13 protein-coding genes and 4 tRNA genes are annotated in these 16,357 nt (G+C 37.8%); 5 read left to right on the forward strand and 12 right to left on the reverse strand.

Translation table 11 applies throughout. From position 1 onward, the window contains the following. Positions 1–34 precede the first annotated feature (34 nt). The 5 genes from WFN33_RS19265 to WFN33_RS19285 all read right to left on the reverse strand — a co-directional run bounded on the left by WFN33_RS19265 (position 35) and on the right by WFN33_RS19285 (position 1,153). Positions 35–110, reverse strand: a tRNA-Val gene (locus WFN33_RS19265). A 71-nt stretch (positions 111–181) separates the two neighbouring features. Further along, positions 182–258 (reverse strand) — tRNA-Asp (locus WFN33_RS19270). 45 nt (positions 259–303) lie between these two features. Then, a tRNA-Asp gene (locus WFN33_RS19275) sits at positions 304–380 on the reverse strand. 24 nt (positions 381–404) lie between these two features. After that, positions 405–480: transfer RNA gene (locus WFN33_RS19280), tRNA-Val, on the reverse strand. A gap of 274 nt (positions 481–754) precedes the next feature. Next, positions 755–1,153, reverse strand: coding sequence for a YbaN family protein (locus tag WFN33_RS19285; protein WP_336954645.1), 399 nt, complete (start codon positions 1,151–1,153; stop codon positions 755–757). A gap of 226 nt (positions 1,154–1,379) precedes the next feature. Here WFN33_RS19285 and WFN33_RS19290 point away from each other — a divergent pair, with 226 nt between their 5' ends. From WFN33_RS19290 to dapE, 3 genes are all read left to right on the forward strand, one after another. Beyond that, positions 1,380–2,213 (forward strand): DUF1853 family protein, encoded by an 834-nt coding sequence (locus WFN33_RS19290; protein ID WP_336954647.1) that lies wholly within the window; start codon positions 1,380–1,382, stop codon positions 2,211–2,213. Between the two features lie 128 nt (positions 2,214–2,341). Next, positions 2,342–2,482 (forward strand): entericidin A/B family lipoprotein, encoded by a 141-nt coding sequence (locus WFN33_RS19295; protein WP_336954649.1) that lies wholly within the window; start codon positions 2,342–2,344, stop codon positions 2,480–2,482. 156 nt (positions 2,483–2,638) lie between these two features. Further along, positions 2,639–3,772: a succinyl-diaminopimelate desuccinylase gene (gene dapE / locus WFN33_RS19300; RefSeq protein ID WP_336954650.1), complete on the forward strand. Its 1,134-nt coding sequence runs from the start codon at positions 2,639–2,641 to the stop codon at positions 3,770–3,772. Between the two features lie 74 nt (positions 3,773–3,846). Here the strand turns inward: dapE and WFN33_RS19305 are convergent, their stop codons facing one another. The 6 genes from WFN33_RS19305 to pilG form a co-directional block, all read right to left on the reverse strand. Continuing rightward, positions 3,847–4,311 (reverse strand): hypothetical protein, encoded by a 465-nt coding sequence (locus WFN33_RS19305; protein WP_336954651.1) that lies wholly within the window; start codon positions 4,309–4,311, stop codon positions 3,847–3,849. Positions 4,312–4,319: 8 nt separating this feature from the next. Next, complete coding sequence (locus tag WFN33_RS19310) at positions 4,320–8,843, reverse strand: hybrid sensor histidine kinase/response regulator (protein ID WP_336954653.1); 4,524 nt, start codon at positions 8,841–8,843, stop codon at positions 4,320–4,322. A 143-nt stretch (positions 8,844–8,986) separates the two neighbouring features. Continuing rightward, a complete protein-coding gene (locus WFN33_RS19315; protein ID WP_336954655.1) occupies positions 8,987–11,056 on the reverse strand; it encodes a methyl-accepting chemotaxis protein in 2,070 nt (689 codons plus the stop codon). Between the two features lie 43 nt (positions 11,057–11,099). Beyond that, on the reverse strand, positions 11,100–11,636 hold the full coding sequence (locus WFN33_RS19320) for a chemotaxis protein CheW (RefSeq protein WP_336954656.1): 537 nt from the start codon (positions 11,634–11,636) through the stop codon (positions 11,100–11,102). 3 nt (positions 11,637–11,639) lie between these two features. Next, positions 11,640–12,008 carry a response regulator gene (locus WFN33_RS19325; RefSeq protein WP_336954657.1) on the reverse strand — a complete coding sequence of 123 codons (369 nt, stop codon included), beginning with the start codon at positions 12,006–12,008 and terminating at the stop codon, positions 11,640–11,642. Between the two features lie 20 nt (positions 12,009–12,028). Continuing rightward, positions 12,029–12,412: a twitching motility response regulator PilG gene (pilG, locus tag WFN33_RS19330; RefSeq protein ID WP_004723803.1), complete on the reverse strand. Its 384-nt coding sequence runs from the start codon at positions 12,410–12,412 to the stop codon at positions 12,029–12,031. A 284-nt stretch (positions 12,413–12,696) separates the two neighbouring features. Between pilG and WFN33_RS19335 the strand changes: the two genes are divergently transcribed. After that, on the forward strand, positions 12,697–13,338 hold the full coding sequence (locus WFN33_RS19335; RefSeq protein ID WP_336954658.1) for a hypothetical protein: 642 nt from the start codon (positions 12,697–12,699) through the stop codon (positions 13,336–13,338). 247 nt (positions 13,339–13,585) lie between these two features. After that, positions 13,586–15,301 (forward strand): proline--tRNA ligase, encoded by a 1,716-nt coding sequence (locus WFN33_RS19340; protein ID WP_336954659.1) that lies wholly within the window; start codon positions 13,586–13,588, stop codon positions 15,299–15,301. A gap of 69 nt (positions 15,302–15,370) precedes the next feature. Here WFN33_RS19340 and WFN33_RS19345 read toward each other — a convergent pair whose 3' ends face one another. Continuing rightward, positions 15,371–16,318, reverse strand: a complete 948-nt coding sequence (locus WFN33_RS19345) for a DUF6160 family protein (RefSeq protein ID WP_336954661.1) — start codon at positions 16,316–16,318, stop codon at positions 15,371–15,373. Positions 16,319–16,357: the final 39 nt, after the last annotated feature.

The following is a 16,357-nucleotide window of genomic DNA, read 5'->3' on the forward strand; positions in this document are numbered from 1 at the left end:
ATTCTAACCAACTGAACTACCGCTGCGTTGTATATGGTGGGCGCTGACGGGATCGAACCGCCGACATTCTGCTTGTAAGGCAGACGCTCTACCAACTGAGCTAAGCGCCCTAAACTAGAAAAATAAAAAACTATTTAAATTCTAATTAGGTATTACATCTTACTACAAAATCATTGTAAAGTGGCGCAGCGGACGGGACTCGAACCCGCGACCCTCGGCGTGACAGGCCGATATTCTAACCAACTGAACTACCGCTGCACTTTTAACAATAAAATTGCTACACATACGATGATTGAATTTAAGTGGCGCAGCGGACGGGACTCGAACCCGCGACCCTCGGCGTGACAGGCCGATATTCTAACCAACTGAACTACCGCTGCACTAAAAAATTCAACGTTAAAGCTTGGTGGGCGCTGACGGGATCGAACCGCCGACATTCTGCTTGTAAGGCAGACGCTCTACCAACTGAGCTAAGCGCCCTAACGACTTCATCGTTTGTGAGGTGCATTATAGAGAATCTTTACTGAGTGTCAAACGCTTTTCTCGATGTTTTACCTATTTTAGGTTTGAGTGATTAAAAAATAGATCATTTTTGTTTTAATTGGTGTTTTTTGTTTATTATTTATCTATTTATAAAGTTTTAAAACCTGTATTTAAATAAATTTAGCTGATCATTTAATCACTATTTTAATCGTATTATTCATTTCATCTAGACTTAATAAGATTTTCAGTGATTAAAAATACCGAATAAAGGCTATTCGGATTTATCCACTTCATTCAGATTTTTTATAGTAAGTTTTGGTTCAGGACGTAACCAAAGCCAGATAGCCACAATTAACATGGTCACATCGGTAAAAATTTTCACAGCCAATGGCGCATTGGTGAATAACATAATCACCCCACTGATCAACATCATAATACTGGCGATCCACTTTGCTTTACGTGGTACTGTGCCATTTTCACGCCATGCACGAAGCGTTGCACCATATTTGGGATGATTGAGTAACCAAGCATCCACCTGTGGCCAACCTTTTGATGCCGCCCAAGCTGCCAAGATGAGGAAAACTGTCGTTGGCATTCCCGGTAATATTGCCCCGATAAACCCGAGTACAATAAAAACAATCACCAATGTTCGCCAAAACAAAACTTTCATAGATTAACTCAATCTGCCCATTCGACTAGTATACCGCCCAAATGATTTTGCCAGTATATTTTAAATCAATTGAAATCATTGTATTTTAAAATCACGATGTTCATCATTTCCAATACAGTCAAATTGAGCTTGCATCTATATCTACTTATTTGCTTGAATCTCAATACACTAAAAACCTTTTCTTTAAAAATAAACTGAGTGAGTCCTCAGCTTAGGACAGCATACAATGACAGACTACTTTGAGCCTTGGTTAAAGTACAAACACCCTATTGTTCGTCAATTGGCTTTTTGCATTGCCAGTCCCAATATTATTCAGCATCTGCCTGATGAATTAGAAATTAAAAATCGTTTTGAAGTACACGACACAGCGTTTTGGCAACAACAATATATAGATTTTCAAACGCGCTTAGATCAACTCGATCACGACCCCACCCCACTCATTGAATTTTTGCAACAACTCAAAAGTACACGTTTAGGGTTACGTTTTGAATATTTATTTTGGTTCTGGTTGCAAGATGAAGCCAATCAACATTATCAACTCATTCAGCATAGTATCCAAATCATTGAAGCAAAGAATACATTAGGCGAAATTGATTTCCTTGTTCGTAATCAGGCCACAAAACAGATCGAGCATTGGGAAGTTGCTTTAAAGTACTATTTAGGCGAATCAAACTTACAATTAATGCATTGGTATGGTCTAAACCGTAGTGACACTCTTTTACGAAAACTTAATCATTTCTCAAAAAAACAATTTCAATTTACACAGGCTTTAGATTTTAAAATTGAAAAGAGGCTGGCTATAATGAAAGGACAACTTTATTTGCCAAATCTTGCAGACCTTACTGTACTTCCCTCATGGATCAATACTCAACATCGATTGGGACAGTGGGGTCATCATATTGAAACAGGGTATTATCGGTTACAGCGGCATGAATGGATTTGTCCAGATCTAGAGCAAAGCTCACCTGTTGCACAATGGTGGTGTAATGGCTTATATCACAACACAAGTACCCTACAATTTTATATGTACCGCCAAGCCCCCTCTGGTATTTTCTTTTGACATAAATGCTTAATTATTCACGTTTCTTATACATGGATTAACGAATTCACTCATAAAAGCATAACGATATATTTACGAGATACTCGTATACTAAAATTCTAATTAACGCGTGAAACACGGAGATAGTAATGAAAAAAATTTTAGCAGTTTCAATGTTATTCGCTTTTGTTTTAGCTGGTTGCAACACATTTAAAGGTGTTGGCAAGGATGTCTCTAAAGCGGGGGATGCTGTATCGAATTCTGCAGAAAAAGTTGAAAATAAATTGTAATTCTCAATTTTATTCTACAACATGAGCCTTATCTAATTAGATAAGGCTTTTTTAATGCTGATTTAAATAGTTTTCTACTTTCTCTCGTTTTTAGGTTTTCATTCGGTTTTATCTTCCTCTATTATATTATTCAATTTACTTACTTGATCAATGTCCATGAATCATTCGGATACTTTAGAACTGAGTTTACAACTTCTTCGCCAGCCTTCTGTGACACCTATAGATCACACTTGCCAAACCATTATGGCAGATCGTCTATCTGCTATCGGCTTTAATATTGAAAATATGCGTTTTGAGGATGTTGATAATCTTTGGGCAAGACGCGGAACAGCATCTCCAGTTTTCTGTTTTGCAGGTCATACCGATGTGGTACCTACAGGGCATCTAGATGCATGGGAGTCTGATCCATTCTTACCTGAAATTCGAGATGGTAAACTTTATGGTCGTGGTAGTGCTGATATGAAAACAGCATTGGCCGCAATGGTGGTTGCATCAGAACGTTTTGTGAAAAATCATCCCAACCATAAAGGTTCTATTGCTTTTTTAATTACTTCTGATGAAGAAGGCCCTTCTATCAATGGTACGGTTAAAGTAGTTGAAACTTTAGAAGCACGTAATGAAAAAATGACATGGTGTCTGGTAGGTGAGCCTTCAAGTACAGATACGTTGGGGGATATAGTAAAAAATGGTCGTCGTGGCTCATTAAATGCAGTATTAACTGTAAAAGGTAAGCAAGGTCATGTTGCCTATCCACATTTAGCCATTAACCCAATTCATACTGCATCAAAAGCCTTATCTGAATTATGTGATACTGTTTGGGACAATGGCAATGAGTATTTCCCAGCAACTTCTTTTCAGATTTCCAATATTCAAGCAGGTACTGGAGCAACCAATGTTGTACCTGGCAGCATGACAGTAACCTTTAACTTCCGTTATTCTACTGAAGTTACTGCGGATCAGCTTAAACGACGCGTTGTTGAAATTCTAAATCTTCATAATGTTGAACATGATATTGAATGGACTTTATCAGGTTTGCCGTTTTTAACTCCAGTTGGCGAGTTGGTCAATGCTGCACAAACTGCAATTAAGAACGTGACAGGAACAGAGACCAAACTATCAACCAGTGGTGGTACTTCTGATGGACGTTTTATTGCGCCTACAGGTGCTCAAGTGCTAGAGTTAGGTGTTTTGAATGCAACTATTCACCAAATTAATGAACATGTAAACATTGATGAATTAGAGCCATTAGCTGAGATCTACGAACAAATCTTAGTCGAATTACTTGCTTAAGTTTTATAATTTTCAATCAATAAAAAGGACGCAAACGCGTCCTTTTTATTGATATTCTTTGGAGTTATGACAGATTAAGTCTTCTTTATCCCAATCTGTAACTGAATTTGATCTAGATCTGGCACATGATAAGTCTGATCACCAATTTTCACATACTGTAAAATAGTTTTATCTTTAACTGTATCCTCTGCATCGACTACTTCAGAAATACGTAACCGTATCGAACTTGGCATTTCATTGCACATCAAGGCAAAACGCTCATCTGCGTCTTCCCCTTCAATGATCAATGCGACACCCAGTGTCTTTTTAGGATCATTCACACTAAAAGTCGGTAACTTCTTTTCATGCCATTCTACGACATTAACATAGGTCGGACTATTCTGAGCAGAAAGCACCACATTTTGTGGTAACAACATCGGTGCTTTATCATAACAATCAACAATATATGCATCAATAAATCCAGTAGACACCGTAATTAAGTGCTGTAATTCTCGTGTGCTAATTTTATCAATGGAAGATTTTTCGATATTCTTTATCATGAGTGCTCCTATTTAACCGTCAACAAAGCATCAATATTTTCCAATAAATCAGCTTCTTGGAATGGTTTACCCATATAATTTGTCACCCCTAAGCTAAATGCACGTTCACGATGTTTTTCCCCTGTTCGTGACGTAATCATAATAATAGGCAAATCGCGGTGAATTTCATGGTGGCGAACCAAATTTGTGACTTCAAAGCCATCCATTCGAGGCATTTCAATATCCAGCAACATCAAGTCTGGTTTGACATTTTCAAGTTGCTCAATCGCATCCACGCCATCTTTGGCAGTAATCACATCGAAACCTTGACGCTCTAGCAAACGTGAAGTGACCTTACGAACTGTAACTGAGTCATCCACAATCATAATCAAACGGCGTTGATCACGATGACGTTGTTTGTCCTGTTGAAGATGTTCAGCACTACTACGAGTAGATGCCTGAACCTGTCGTGCAATATTTTGCCCATCAAGAATCAAACAAACCTGCCCATCACCAAGAATGGTTGCACCTGCAATCGCATTGATTGTTGCAAACTGCTTACCAATTGGTTTGACCACAATTTGTGAGCGTGAACCAATTAATTGATCGACAAGAATGGCAATGGATTGCCCTAAGCTTCCCTTGATCAGCAATACCGGTAATGAATGTGCAAGCCCGTGTAAACGTGGAGTGACTTGACTCGCTGTGAACTCACCTAAATAACGTAGTTTATAGCTCTGGAAATCGATGTCAAAATAGTCATTTTGAGTTTCAAAATACTCTTCCAAAGCAGCTGGAGAAATTCGAACAATACGATCAATTTGCGATAATGGCACTGCAAATTGCTGATCACCCACTTTCACCATCAAGGCATCACTAACCGCAACTGTTGTGGGTACAGTAATTGTAAAGGTTGAGCCGTAACCTAATTCAGAACTGACACTCACTTGTCCACCAAGTGATTTAATTTCACTTTGCACGACATCCAAGCCAACACCACGACCAGAGATTTGTGTTACTTGCTGTGCTGTACTGAAACCAGGATGGAAAATAAACTGAAGTATTTCCTCAGGCTCTAACTGTTGATCAGTTTTGATCAACCCTTTTTCGATTGCTTTGTCACGAATAACTTTTGGATCAATTCCTTTACCATCATCTTTAAACGATACAAGCACATCTGTACCTTGACGACTAATATTCAAATCAATTCGACCTGTCAACGCTTTGCCAGATTTCTGACGCTGTTCGGCATCTTCTATCCCGTGGTCAATCGCATTACGTAGCATATGTTCTAACGGCGAAACTAACTTTTCCAGAATATTGCGGTCCAATTCCCCTTCAGTATTATTGACTAAAAGCTCAGTGGGCTTATTAACTGTTGAAGAGGTCTGGCGAACCAAGCGCTGTAATCGAGGTAACAATCTTGAGAATGGTACAAGACGAGTACGCATCAAGCTTTCCTGAATTTCAGCTTGAATACGAGATTGCTGCAGCAATAAGCCTTCAGTATCACGAATCTTTTCAGCCAGTGTGGTCTTAAAATCAACCAAGTCAGATGCAGATTCAGCCAGCGATTTTGATAACTGATTTAGAGATGAATATTGATCCATTTCTAAAGGGTCAAAATCGGCATAACGAGAGCTTAAATCACCATGTTTTGCAATGATTTGACTTTCCAACTCGCCTTCCATTCGGCGTAGCTGATCAGCCAAACGTTGGATTGCCAACTCCATATCAGTCAAGGTATTACCTAACTGCCCTAGATCCATCTCAATACGTGAACGGTTAATTGCATTCTCACCAGAAAGATCAATCATTTTTTCGACTAAATCCGCAGAGATACGGATCATCTCATTGTTGGATTCAGTTTTTTGTGAAAGATCCCATTCACCCAACATTGACGGTGGCTCAGTGCCATCCCCCTGAACAAACTCATTAATTGATTGCTCAAAAATTAAATTGGTACGGGATAATTTTTCTGGAAGCTGTGCAGATACATCAACATATTCAATGCTATTTAAACTCGATTTTAAGCTTTCAAAGTTGTCATAATCATGTTTAAAAATAGCTGTATCTAGCCAATGAAAGGTTTTTTCCAGCAAGCCATCATAAACATTTGAGTTAAAATTATGTAAACCAAATTGTTCAAATGCATTTTCCAACTCATAAGCAATATCTGCGACTTCTTCCAATTTCACCATCTTCGCACCACCTTTTAAGCTGTGTGCAATACGTTGTAATTGGAGTAAGAAGCTACGATTACTTCGATGATCAAACCATTGAGTTAAAATGCTTAGACCTTCATCAATCAGCTCTCGAGCCTCTTCAATAAAAGTTTCTTGAGCAATCATTTCAACAGGATCCAAATTCAGATCTTGATCAATATCTACAAACAAGTGATGATCATTAATTGCTGATTGATGATCTTTATCAGATTGTTCAATTTCAAGCTGTTCCGATATTGGATCGTTCGTTAAAACAATTTCATCTTCAATATATTCAACTTCATGCAAATCTGATAAATCATGGGTAAATTGCGATTCAAGTGCTGTTGAAGCTTGGCTCGTGTCAATCGGACGTTGCTGATCAATATTTTGTAAAACATTGAGAATGTGAGTCGCAGGATAATCGATTGCTTTTTCACGAATCAATTGAATACGATCTGCCACATCATCCTGAATTAAACGAATAGATTGAATAAGATGTGGTTCAGCTTTGAGCTGACCTTTGATCACTCGTTCATAAATCGTTTCTAACTCATGTGCAATCAAACCAATAAAGGTGGCTTGAACCATATTTGCCCCACCTTTTAAGGTATGCAAATAACGCATCAAATTATTTAATGCAGTTGTGTCATCAGGATGGCTTGACCAAGTATTTAAGTCATGATCCATCCCAACCAACAACTCATCCGCTTCTTCAATAAAAATGTCTAAGACATCTGCATCAAATTCACGCTGACTATGCTCTGAGTCAATATTCTGTTTATCAAGATTAATTTGTGTCAGTACATAATTACCCACTGATTCAACAGGATTTACTTCAATGAATACTGTACTTGACTGTTGCTCAATTTCCGGCTCTATACTTGTTTCAATAGTCTGATCATCAATACTTGTGTCTATTTCTTGGTGTAAATAGTCATGTAACTCAGCCAGAATCGCTTGTGTTGAATCATTTAAGCTGACCCGTTGGCCTGAGGCCAAGGTGTCGAATAAATGAATAAATTCTTGATGCGCCTTAGAAAACATTTCAAAAGCATAATCAGTATTTAATAAATCAGGCTTGCGAATAACTTGCTCATAGCCATCTTTTAAAGCCAGACTAAAATCATGGATGCCTTGTGCAGCACGATTATTAGTATGATCAATCAGCATCTGTGCTTGTTGTGTTAGCTGTTGGAAATATGCTGGATATTCAACTTGGGCTCGCTTATCAAACTCAAACTCGGCATCTAACAGTAGATCAATCTCCAGATCAACTAATTGTGTGACTAACCCCGTTTGTGAATGCTGATATTGGTGTTGGAAATCATAACGCTCCCAAGCATCATTAAATTTTTGATATATAGTTTTCAGCTCAATGGCTTGATTACCTTTCAGCTTTAAAACATAGAGATAGTCACTGACAAATTCAGCATAGTAGGTTAGTAAAGCATTTTCATTTTTTGAAGATTCAGTATCTTCTTGAACCAATACTTTAAATAAATGCTCTACTTTACCACTTGCTTCAAAGACCTCATTGACATGCGCCATTGAAGAACTACCACGCAAAGTATGTAAGGCACGAATCAAGCGATTATATTGATCAGGCGTATGTTCTTCTAAGTGCAAAAAGTCTTTAATTGCCGCCAGATGTTCCTCTGACTCTTCGACAAAAATCTCCAAGGTTTCAGATGTTAAACTATCATCTAAAATCGTCGATTCAAGCACTACATCTTCAACAGTATTTAAGGAACCACTTACAACTGGATCAATCACATGCGGAGTTGTCATAGAGATTAGGTCTGCTATTACCGTATCTTCGCCAATCTCCAACCCCGTAATGACATTTTCATTATCTAGTGTATTTGATAATGCCAGTAACTCGCCTAAAGCAGGTTCTAAGCTTTGTTTCTGTTGTAATTGTTGCCCCAAATACACCAAAGGTGCTAAAGCTAAATGATGCGGTTTTCTATTTAAAAACTCTGAATACAGTTTAAACTTATAAATATTAAATACTGCGCGTACATATTGTTGAATCTCAGCAGTAAGTTCCAGATTTTTCGTAATAGTACGATTTAATGTATCTTCAACAGTCCAAGCAAGCTCACCAGAACGTTTAGCCCCCACCATGCGTCCAGACCCTTTAAGAGTATGAAAATAACGGCGAATATTGACCAATTCTGTATCTTTAAACTCTTCGAGTTGCCAGCGATCAAGAGACGTTTGTAACAATTCAAAAATTTCTTCGAGTTCTTCTACAAAAATTTCTAAAATTTCATCATCCTGACCAAGATACTCATCTTCAGGTAAAGTGACATGTTCCACTAAATGTTTTAATATTTCTTTCATAGCTCAGGCTTCTATGTTAGTTCCCGTCTTTGGGACTAAAACCTTTCAAAATACAGTCAATCTGAATGGCTTTAGAAGGCTTTCCATTCAGTGCAATACCCACTTGTTACAGGAGATATTGCACGTATAAAGTATCAATCGTTTTAGTCAGGTAATTTAAAGTCTGAAACTGATTGACGTAATGAATCCGCCATACTTGCCAATTCAGAAACCGAACGGGCTGTATCAAACGTTGCCCCTGTAGTTTGTGAAGTAATTTCTTGTACGACATTCATCGTATTTGCAATATGACCTGCTGAAGCAGACTGCAATTTAGCCGACTCAGAAATACTTTCAATCAAACCAGCCAAATTACTTGATACCGTTTGAATTTCACCCAAAGCAACGCCCGCATCTTTTGCAAGGTTCGCACCACGCACAACTTCCGATGTGGTTTGTTCCATTGAAATTACAGCTTCGTTGGTATCGGTCTGAATGGTTTTAACCAGCGTTTCAATCTGTTTCGTTGCAGATGCTGAACGTTCAGCAAGGCGCTGTACCTCATCCGCAACCACAGCGAAACCACGTCCCGCTTCACCAGCCATAGATGCCTGAATTGCTGCATTCAATGCCAGAATGTTGGTTTGGTCGGCAATATCATTAATTAGCGATACAATGTTACCAATCTCTTGAGAAGATTCACCCAAACGTTTAATACGCTTAGAAGTTTCTTGAATCTGTTCACGAATGGTATCCATACCTTCGATTGAGCGGTTTACCACATCTGCACCATTGGATGCAATTTGTACTGAACGCTGTGCTACTTCTGCTGATTCAGCCGCATTTGCAGATACGTGGTCAATGGACTGTGCAATTTCATTAATCGCTGTTGATGCCCCTGCAATCTCTTGAGCCTGATGCTCAGAGGCTTCAGCCAATTGGTTAGTAATCTGTTGCGTATTCTGAGTATATTGTGCAACTTCTTGAGAAGTATCGTTAATTCGAGATACCAGATCACGTAATTGGTCAATCGCAAAGTTAATCGAATCGGCAATAGCACCCGTAAAGTCTTCCGATACTGTTGCATACGAACTTAAATCACCATCTGCCAAATCGGCAATTTCATCAAGTAAACGTAAAATCGCATTCTGGTTACGGTCATACTCATCTTGTAAGCGTGTTACACGGACTTTATCCGACTCACTACGTAAACCGAGTAGTTTAAATACTGCAAATAAAAATGCGACGAGGGCAAGGATTAAAATCAATGCAGGTAAAATCGTACCCACACCAGTATTCACTGAAAGTCGATCCAAACCTTTTAATAAATTATCCGATTGAGCAAAGATGTCTGACGATGCTTGACGTACTTTAAAAATCTGATCCGAGTTCTTCAATACAGAAGTCGAAGCAAGTTGCACAATTTCATTGTAATCAGCTTTAATACTCTCTAAAGACTCGCGTAGTTCAGGTTTATCAATACGTGTTACACCTAAATCAGCACTACCATCTAATTGAGCATTTAAGTAGGTACCAAAAGTTTCGGTATCCGCATTAAAGTCGTCAGCTGAAGCACGTGTATTATCAGAACCACCTAGTACTGAACCAATAGAACGTAAAATACGTTCCGCAAGAAATACTTGGTTCTTCGCGATGACAACCTGGGTACTTGGCATATTATCACGAGCCATCTGGTCAACCATTGCGTTATATTCAGCCTGCATCCCAGGAATCACATCAGCAACAGCAATGTTGGTATCATATAATTGGTTAATAATTTTCTGATGTGTCGCGATCATGTCGATATCAGCAGAAACTTGTTGCCAAATTTTTTCAACACCCTCTACTTGTTTTGAAGACGCATGAATATCTTTGACGACATCTAAGTTTTCTTTAAATTTCTTTTGTGATGTAACTAAAGCACTAATTGATTCTGCTGAACCAGATGCCGTCGCTTCAGTTGCTTGACGAGATAATGTCTGTGATAAAAGTTTTAATTCACCCAAACTACGAGTTAAGTCGTTATTTCGAGGAACTGTATAGAATAAAACCAAAAGCAAAATAATCGCAACGATGATACTGGCAATGGCCATTTGAATAAATGGCTTAGATTTGTCGCTTTCCCCAAACAACTTTGCAAATTCATCAATTTTTGATTTGGTTTTGGTTACTACACCTGAACTACTTTTTTGAGCAGTATCCCCTGTATTTTTCTTCTTTAGTTTAAAGCCCATTCAGCTTCTCCCGATTCGCTTAACTCTTAATTAGGCGTCAAAGCTAGTTTATAAATTTTTCTGATGCATTCATGTATTGAGGATCATTTAACAAACGACTAAATAAGAATATATTCCAAGCTTGATTATGCTGCTGAAAATATCCCTGACAGTAAGTTTGAAGGTTTTCTTCTAATTCATTGTTTTTAGAAAAAAAACCTTTTTTATTAAAATGTTGAATCCCCAAAACCTGATCTACGATCAGCCCAACATAGTGGTCATTATGACTAATACATAAGACTTTTTGAGTAGGTAGAAATTGGCTTCTATGCCCCGTTAAATAAAAAGCCAAATCAGAAACTGATAATAATCGTCCGCGAATATTTGCTAAACCTTTCACCCAACCTTGAACATTAGGAACAGGTGTATATTTTGGCGGATAAATAACTTCTGAAACCTCACCCAAAGGAGCAACAAAATATTGCCCCATCATTTCAAATGCAATGCCTGACCATCGGTTTACTTCATTTTCATTGTCAGCGTAATTTTTATTTCCTCGCTTAGACAATCGAAGTAATTCGATAAATCCATTTGCTGCCATACACTACCCTGCTTGTAGATGTTGCTTAATCGTATTGATCAGCTGATTCTCATCAATTGGCTTTGTTAAGTAGTCACAAGCCCCTTGACGTTTTCCCCAAACGCGGTCGGTTTCTTGATCTTTAGTACTTACAATCACAATCGGAATATGCTTGGTGGCCGCACCGCGCGCGATCTGACGAGTCGCTTGGAAACCATTTACACCTGGCATAACAACATCCATTAAAACAAGATCAGGCAATTCAGCTTGCGCGAGTGTTATACCATCTGCCCCATTGGTCGCTTCAATCACCTCGAATCCATGTTTAGCTAGAATTTCTTTAAATCTAAACATTTCTGTCGGTGAATCATCAACTATTAAAATTTTTGTCATTATTTCCCCCAAATTAACCGTTAAGCAGTTACATGATTGCGAATAGCATTTAATAGTTCATCTTTACTAAATGGTTTTGTTAAATATTCGTCCGAACCGACAACACGACCTTTTGCTTGATCAAACAGGCCATCTTTACTTGATAACATGATGACTGGAATATTTTGATAATTTTGAGAATTTTTAATCAAAGCGCAGGTTTGATAGCCATCAAGACGAGGCATCATGATATCGACAAAAACAATATCTGGATTTGCTTCAGCAATTTTAGATAAAGCTTCAAAACCGTCTACAGCAGTGACAACCTCACAACCTTCTCTTTGTAATAATGTTTCAGCAGTACGACGAATAGTTTTAGAATCATCGATCACCATGACTTTTAAATTTTGAAATTTATCGTCCATTTAATGCCCCTTTCCGTAAGCTTGGAATGAATTGTGCTGTACAGATTTATTTTTACAATTAAGCATGTTTTTTTAACATATATTAACTCACTTTATCAATGAGCATTTCTTGTCGGAAATCTCACTTCAAACAGTAAAACACAGCAAAGCTCACATAAAAAAAAATATTATGCTTTTTTTTAGAAGTTAATTGTTTATTAAAATTTTGTAACCACATAAAATGGCCAAAGATAGTTTCAAAATCATATAACTTACATTGATTTTTTGGGGATGGCAGACTTTAAATGGATAGAATAATCTATTACCAAAATTTAGGTTCAAAAATAAAAAAAATATTCAGTATTTTGCTCTCAGTTTGCTTACTTATTTACACGTTATCGGTCTATGCTGATACACCTCCGGCTAAGGCAGTATGGTATAGGTATTATGATAAAAATGGGGTTGCTAACATCAGCACATCGGTTACACCGGCACACATTAAAAATGGTTATGAAGCACTTGATCGCAATATGCAAGTCATCAAACGCAACCAAGCTTATAATGTCGAAAAAGATTTGCAACAATCGACTTCACGCGCATCTGAAGTACGTAAGTTAGAACAAGATGCACGTTTAAAGCGTGCTTATGGCAACTCATCTGTTGCAATCAACAAAAGAAATGAACTTCTAAACAGTCTAAAACAACAAATAGCACTCCAAAACCAAACACTTAAACAGCTTCAAAGTGCAAGAATTATACTTAAACGACAGGAAATGGAATATTATCGCAAAGGAAATACCGTCCCTGTAACACTTAAAGATCGGATCAAATACAACTCAGAAAATATCGAAAAAACAAAAAATTATATCGAAAACCTACAAAACAACTATCGCTCTACACAAACACACTATGATGATATTATTAACCGTCTCAAAAAGCTTGAATAATCACCTTTTAATTAAAAGTTTTTCAGCTTTATTATTAAAGAAATCTTAACAAAAAATCTAAACTTTGAGAACAGCCACCCGCAATGTTGGATGCTTTTAAGTTAAAAGCAAAGTCAGATCACATCGATAGCGTAAGAATATAAAGTTTTCAATTTAAACAATCATTAAAAATGTTCAGCTTATTTTTTTATCGTATTTTTTTATCGTATAATCCTTTTTTAAATCTAAAAATTTTAGGACAGTTTCCATGCGCGCGAGTCGCTTTTTATTTGCAACGTTAAGAGAAACCCCAAATGATGCTGAAGTCATTTCACATCAGCTCATGTTACGTGCTGGGATGATCCGTAAATTGGCTTCAGGTTTATACACTTGGCTGCCAATGGGTGTGCGTGTGCTCAATAAAGTTGAAGCGATTGTTCGTGAGGAAATGAATCGTGCAGGCTCTTTGGAAACATTAATGCCCGTAACACAACCAGCTTCGCTATGGGAGGAATCTGGTCGTTATGTACAATATGGTCCAGAACTGCTGCGTTTTAAAGACCGTCATAGCAATGATTTTGTATTAGGTCCTACACATGAGGAAGTCATCACAGATTTAGCTCGTAATGAATTAAAAAGTTATAAACAACTTCCGATGAATTTTTATCAAATTCAAACTAAATTCCGTGATGAAATTCGTCCACGTTTCGGCGTAATGCGTTCTCGTGAATTTATTATGAAAGATGCCTATTCTTTTCATGTCGATCAAGCCTCATTACAAGAAACTTATGATGTCATGTATGACACATATTGCCGAATTTTCACACGCTTAGGTTTAAATTTTCGCCCTGTTCAAGCTGACACTGGCTCCATTGGTGGTTCAGGTTCACATGAGTTTCATGTACTTGCTTCAAGTGGCGAAGACGATATCGCCTTTTCAACAGTATCGGACTATGCGGCCAATGTTGAAATGGCTGAAGCAGTATTGACTGGTGAGCGTGCTGAACCAACTCAAGATCTAAAAATTGTAGATACACCAAATAAAAAAACAATTGCTGACGTTTCTGTATTTTTAAATACAGATCCAGCTCAATCTGTAAAAGCCTTACTTGTACAAGGTGTTGTTGATGAAAAGGGCCATGTCCCAGTTATCGCGTTATTCTTACGTGGCGACCACGAGCTTAATGAAATTAAAGCTGAAAAGCATCCACTCATTGCTGCACCTTTAACATTTGCAACAGATGCTCAACTGAATGCTCTAGGTTTAACCGCAGGATTCTGTGGTCCACAAGGACTCGTAGATAAAGGTTTAACTGTAATTGTTGACCGTGCAGCCTCAGTACTTTCTGATTTTGTTGCTGGTGCCAATGAAGTTGATAAACATGCAACTGGAATAAATTGGGAGCGTGATGCAAAATTTACAGAAGTTTTTGACTTACGTAATGTGGTTGAAGGTGATCCCTCTCCAGATGGTCAAGGAACAATTTTAATTAAACGAGGTATTGAAGTTGGTCATATTTTCCAATTAGGTACAAAATATTCTGAAGCATTAGGTTGTAAAGTTTTAGGTGATGATGGCAAACCTTTAGTCGTGACGATGGGGTGTTACGGGATTGGTGTAACACGTGTAGTCGCTTCAGCAATAGAACAAAACTTTGATGAGAAAGGTATTATTTGGCCATCTGCGATTGCACCCTTTGAAGTTGCAATTGTTCCAATGAATGCTCAAAAATCTCCACGTACACTTGAGGCTGCTGAAATACTTTATGCTGAATTACAGGCTGCAGGCTACGATGTTTTACTCGATGATCGTAATGAACGTCCAGGCGTTAAATTCTCTGACTTAGAGTTAACGGGTATTCCTCACCGTATTGTCATTGGTGAAAAAGGCTTAGATGCTGGTACTTTCGAATATAAAGGTCGTAGAGATGCAGAATCTATAAATCTAAGTAAAGATGAGTTATTGGCTAAATTAGTAAAATAGTTTTTTCAATAGTATTAAAAAACCCACTGCATGCGGGTTTTTTAATACTTTACTATTTATAAAACATTATTACAGCCCATTAATTTTTACTTTTAAATCTGTAACGGATGTCCCGATTGCCCCAAAGTTCCCCATCGAGCCATTTTGCAAACCATTAAAAGCTCCTGCTGCACTTGCTCCACTTGTTCCCATAATCATCTGATTGATTCCAAGATCAAACTTACTCGATTCACCTGTATTACCAAATACAAAACCTGTTGGTTCAACACCAGCATAGAAACCTTTTAATGAAAAACCATTGGTTTTATCTGTTCCTGTTAACTGGAAATTAAAATTTGCACCAATATCACTATCATCCGATAAAAGTGTAATAGCACAGCCTGTTCCCGTACCACAAATTGATTGAATTGCCCCACCAAATACAATCATACGTCCTTGAGGTGCATTTCCAAGCTGCAAATTAATCGATGGTTTAGCTGCAGTAAAGTTAATATCAAAACCGTTGTCCATTTTTAAAAATTTAATGACATCTGACTTTTCACTGGTTCCTGTAAAAATAGATTGAGATCCTGTAGGCCCAGAAGATGAATTCGCCCCAACCAAGTAAAGTGCAAATGGTGAAACTTTAATACCCGAAATATTGCTTGCAAAGCTCATTCCTATATTGGCAAAAGGTTTACCACTTATTCCACTATCTGTGTCCATGACAATATTCATGGTTGGGGTATTTGAAGCCCCAAGAAAAGTAATATTAACGCTTTGGTCAGCAACAGTAGTTGCACTTTTACCCGCAAGAACTAGGGATGCTTTATTGGCATCATTCACAGTCGAACCAAATCCATCACGATCAATGATTGACAGTTGATTCAGTTGAACCTTACTCAGATTTATACCAACATTAATTCCATCTTGCCCTGTTGTTTGGGAAAGACTTTGATCATCCATAGGTTCCATTGCCATCGCAACTGGACTTAGTATCAATAATGATATACATCCTAGCTTTCTATTTTTTTTCATTATCCTAATCCTTAGGAAAATTTATATACTGCCTACCAC

Origin of the sequence: Acinetobacter sp. AS167 (assembly GCF_037152175.1) — a bacterium.
Classification (GTDB): Bacteria; Pseudomonadota; Gammaproteobacteria; order Pseudomonadales; family Moraxellaceae; genus Acinetobacter.

Coding starts and splice junctions, on each gene's coding strand:
- WFN33_RS19285 (WP_336954645.1), bottom strand. CDS start 1,153: ATGAAAGTTTTGTTTTGGCGAACATTGGTGATTGTTTTTATTGTACTC.
- WFN33_RS19290 (WP_336954647.1), top strand. CDS start 1,380: ATGACAGACTACTTTGAGCCTTGGTTAAAGTACAAACACCCTATTGTT.
- WFN33_RS19295 (WP_336954649.1), top strand. CDS start 2,342: ATGAAAAAAATTTTAGCAGTTTCAATGTTATTCGCTTTTGTTTTAGCT.
- dapE (WP_336954650.1), top strand. CDS start 2,639: ATGAATCATTCGGATACTTTAGAACTGAGTTTACAACTTCTTCGCCAG.
- WFN33_RS19305 (WP_336954651.1), bottom strand. CDS start 4,311: ATGATAAAGAATATCGAAAAATCTTCCATTGATAAAATTAGCACACGA.
- WFN33_RS19310 (WP_336954653.1), bottom strand. CDS start 8,843: ATGAAAGAAATATTAAAACATTTAGTGGAACATGTCACTTTACCTGAA.
- WFN33_RS19315 (WP_336954655.1), bottom strand. CDS start 11,056: ATGGGCTTTAAACTAAAGAAGAAAAATACAGGGGATACTGCTCAAAAA.
- WFN33_RS19320 (WP_336954656.1), bottom strand. CDS start 11,636: ATGGCAGCAAATGGATTTATCGAATTACTTCGATTGTCTAAGCGAGGA.
- WFN33_RS19325 (WP_336954657.1), bottom strand. CDS start 12,008: ATGACAAAAATTTTAATAGTTGATGATTCACCGACAGAAATGTTTAGA.
- pilG (WP_004723803.1), bottom strand. CDS start 12,412: ATGGACGATAAATTTCAAAATTTAAAAGTCATGGTGATCGATGATTCT.
- WFN33_RS19335 (WP_336954658.1), top strand. CDS start 12,697: ATGGATAGAATAATCTATTACCAAAATTTAGGTTCAAAAATAAAAAAA.
- WFN33_RS19340 (WP_336954659.1), top strand. CDS start 13,586: ATGCGCGCGAGTCGCTTTTTATTTGCAACGTTAAGAGAAACCCCAAAT.
- WFN33_RS19345 (WP_336954661.1), bottom strand. CDS start 16,318: ATGAAAAAAAATAGAAAGCTAGGATGTATATCATTATTGATACTAAGT.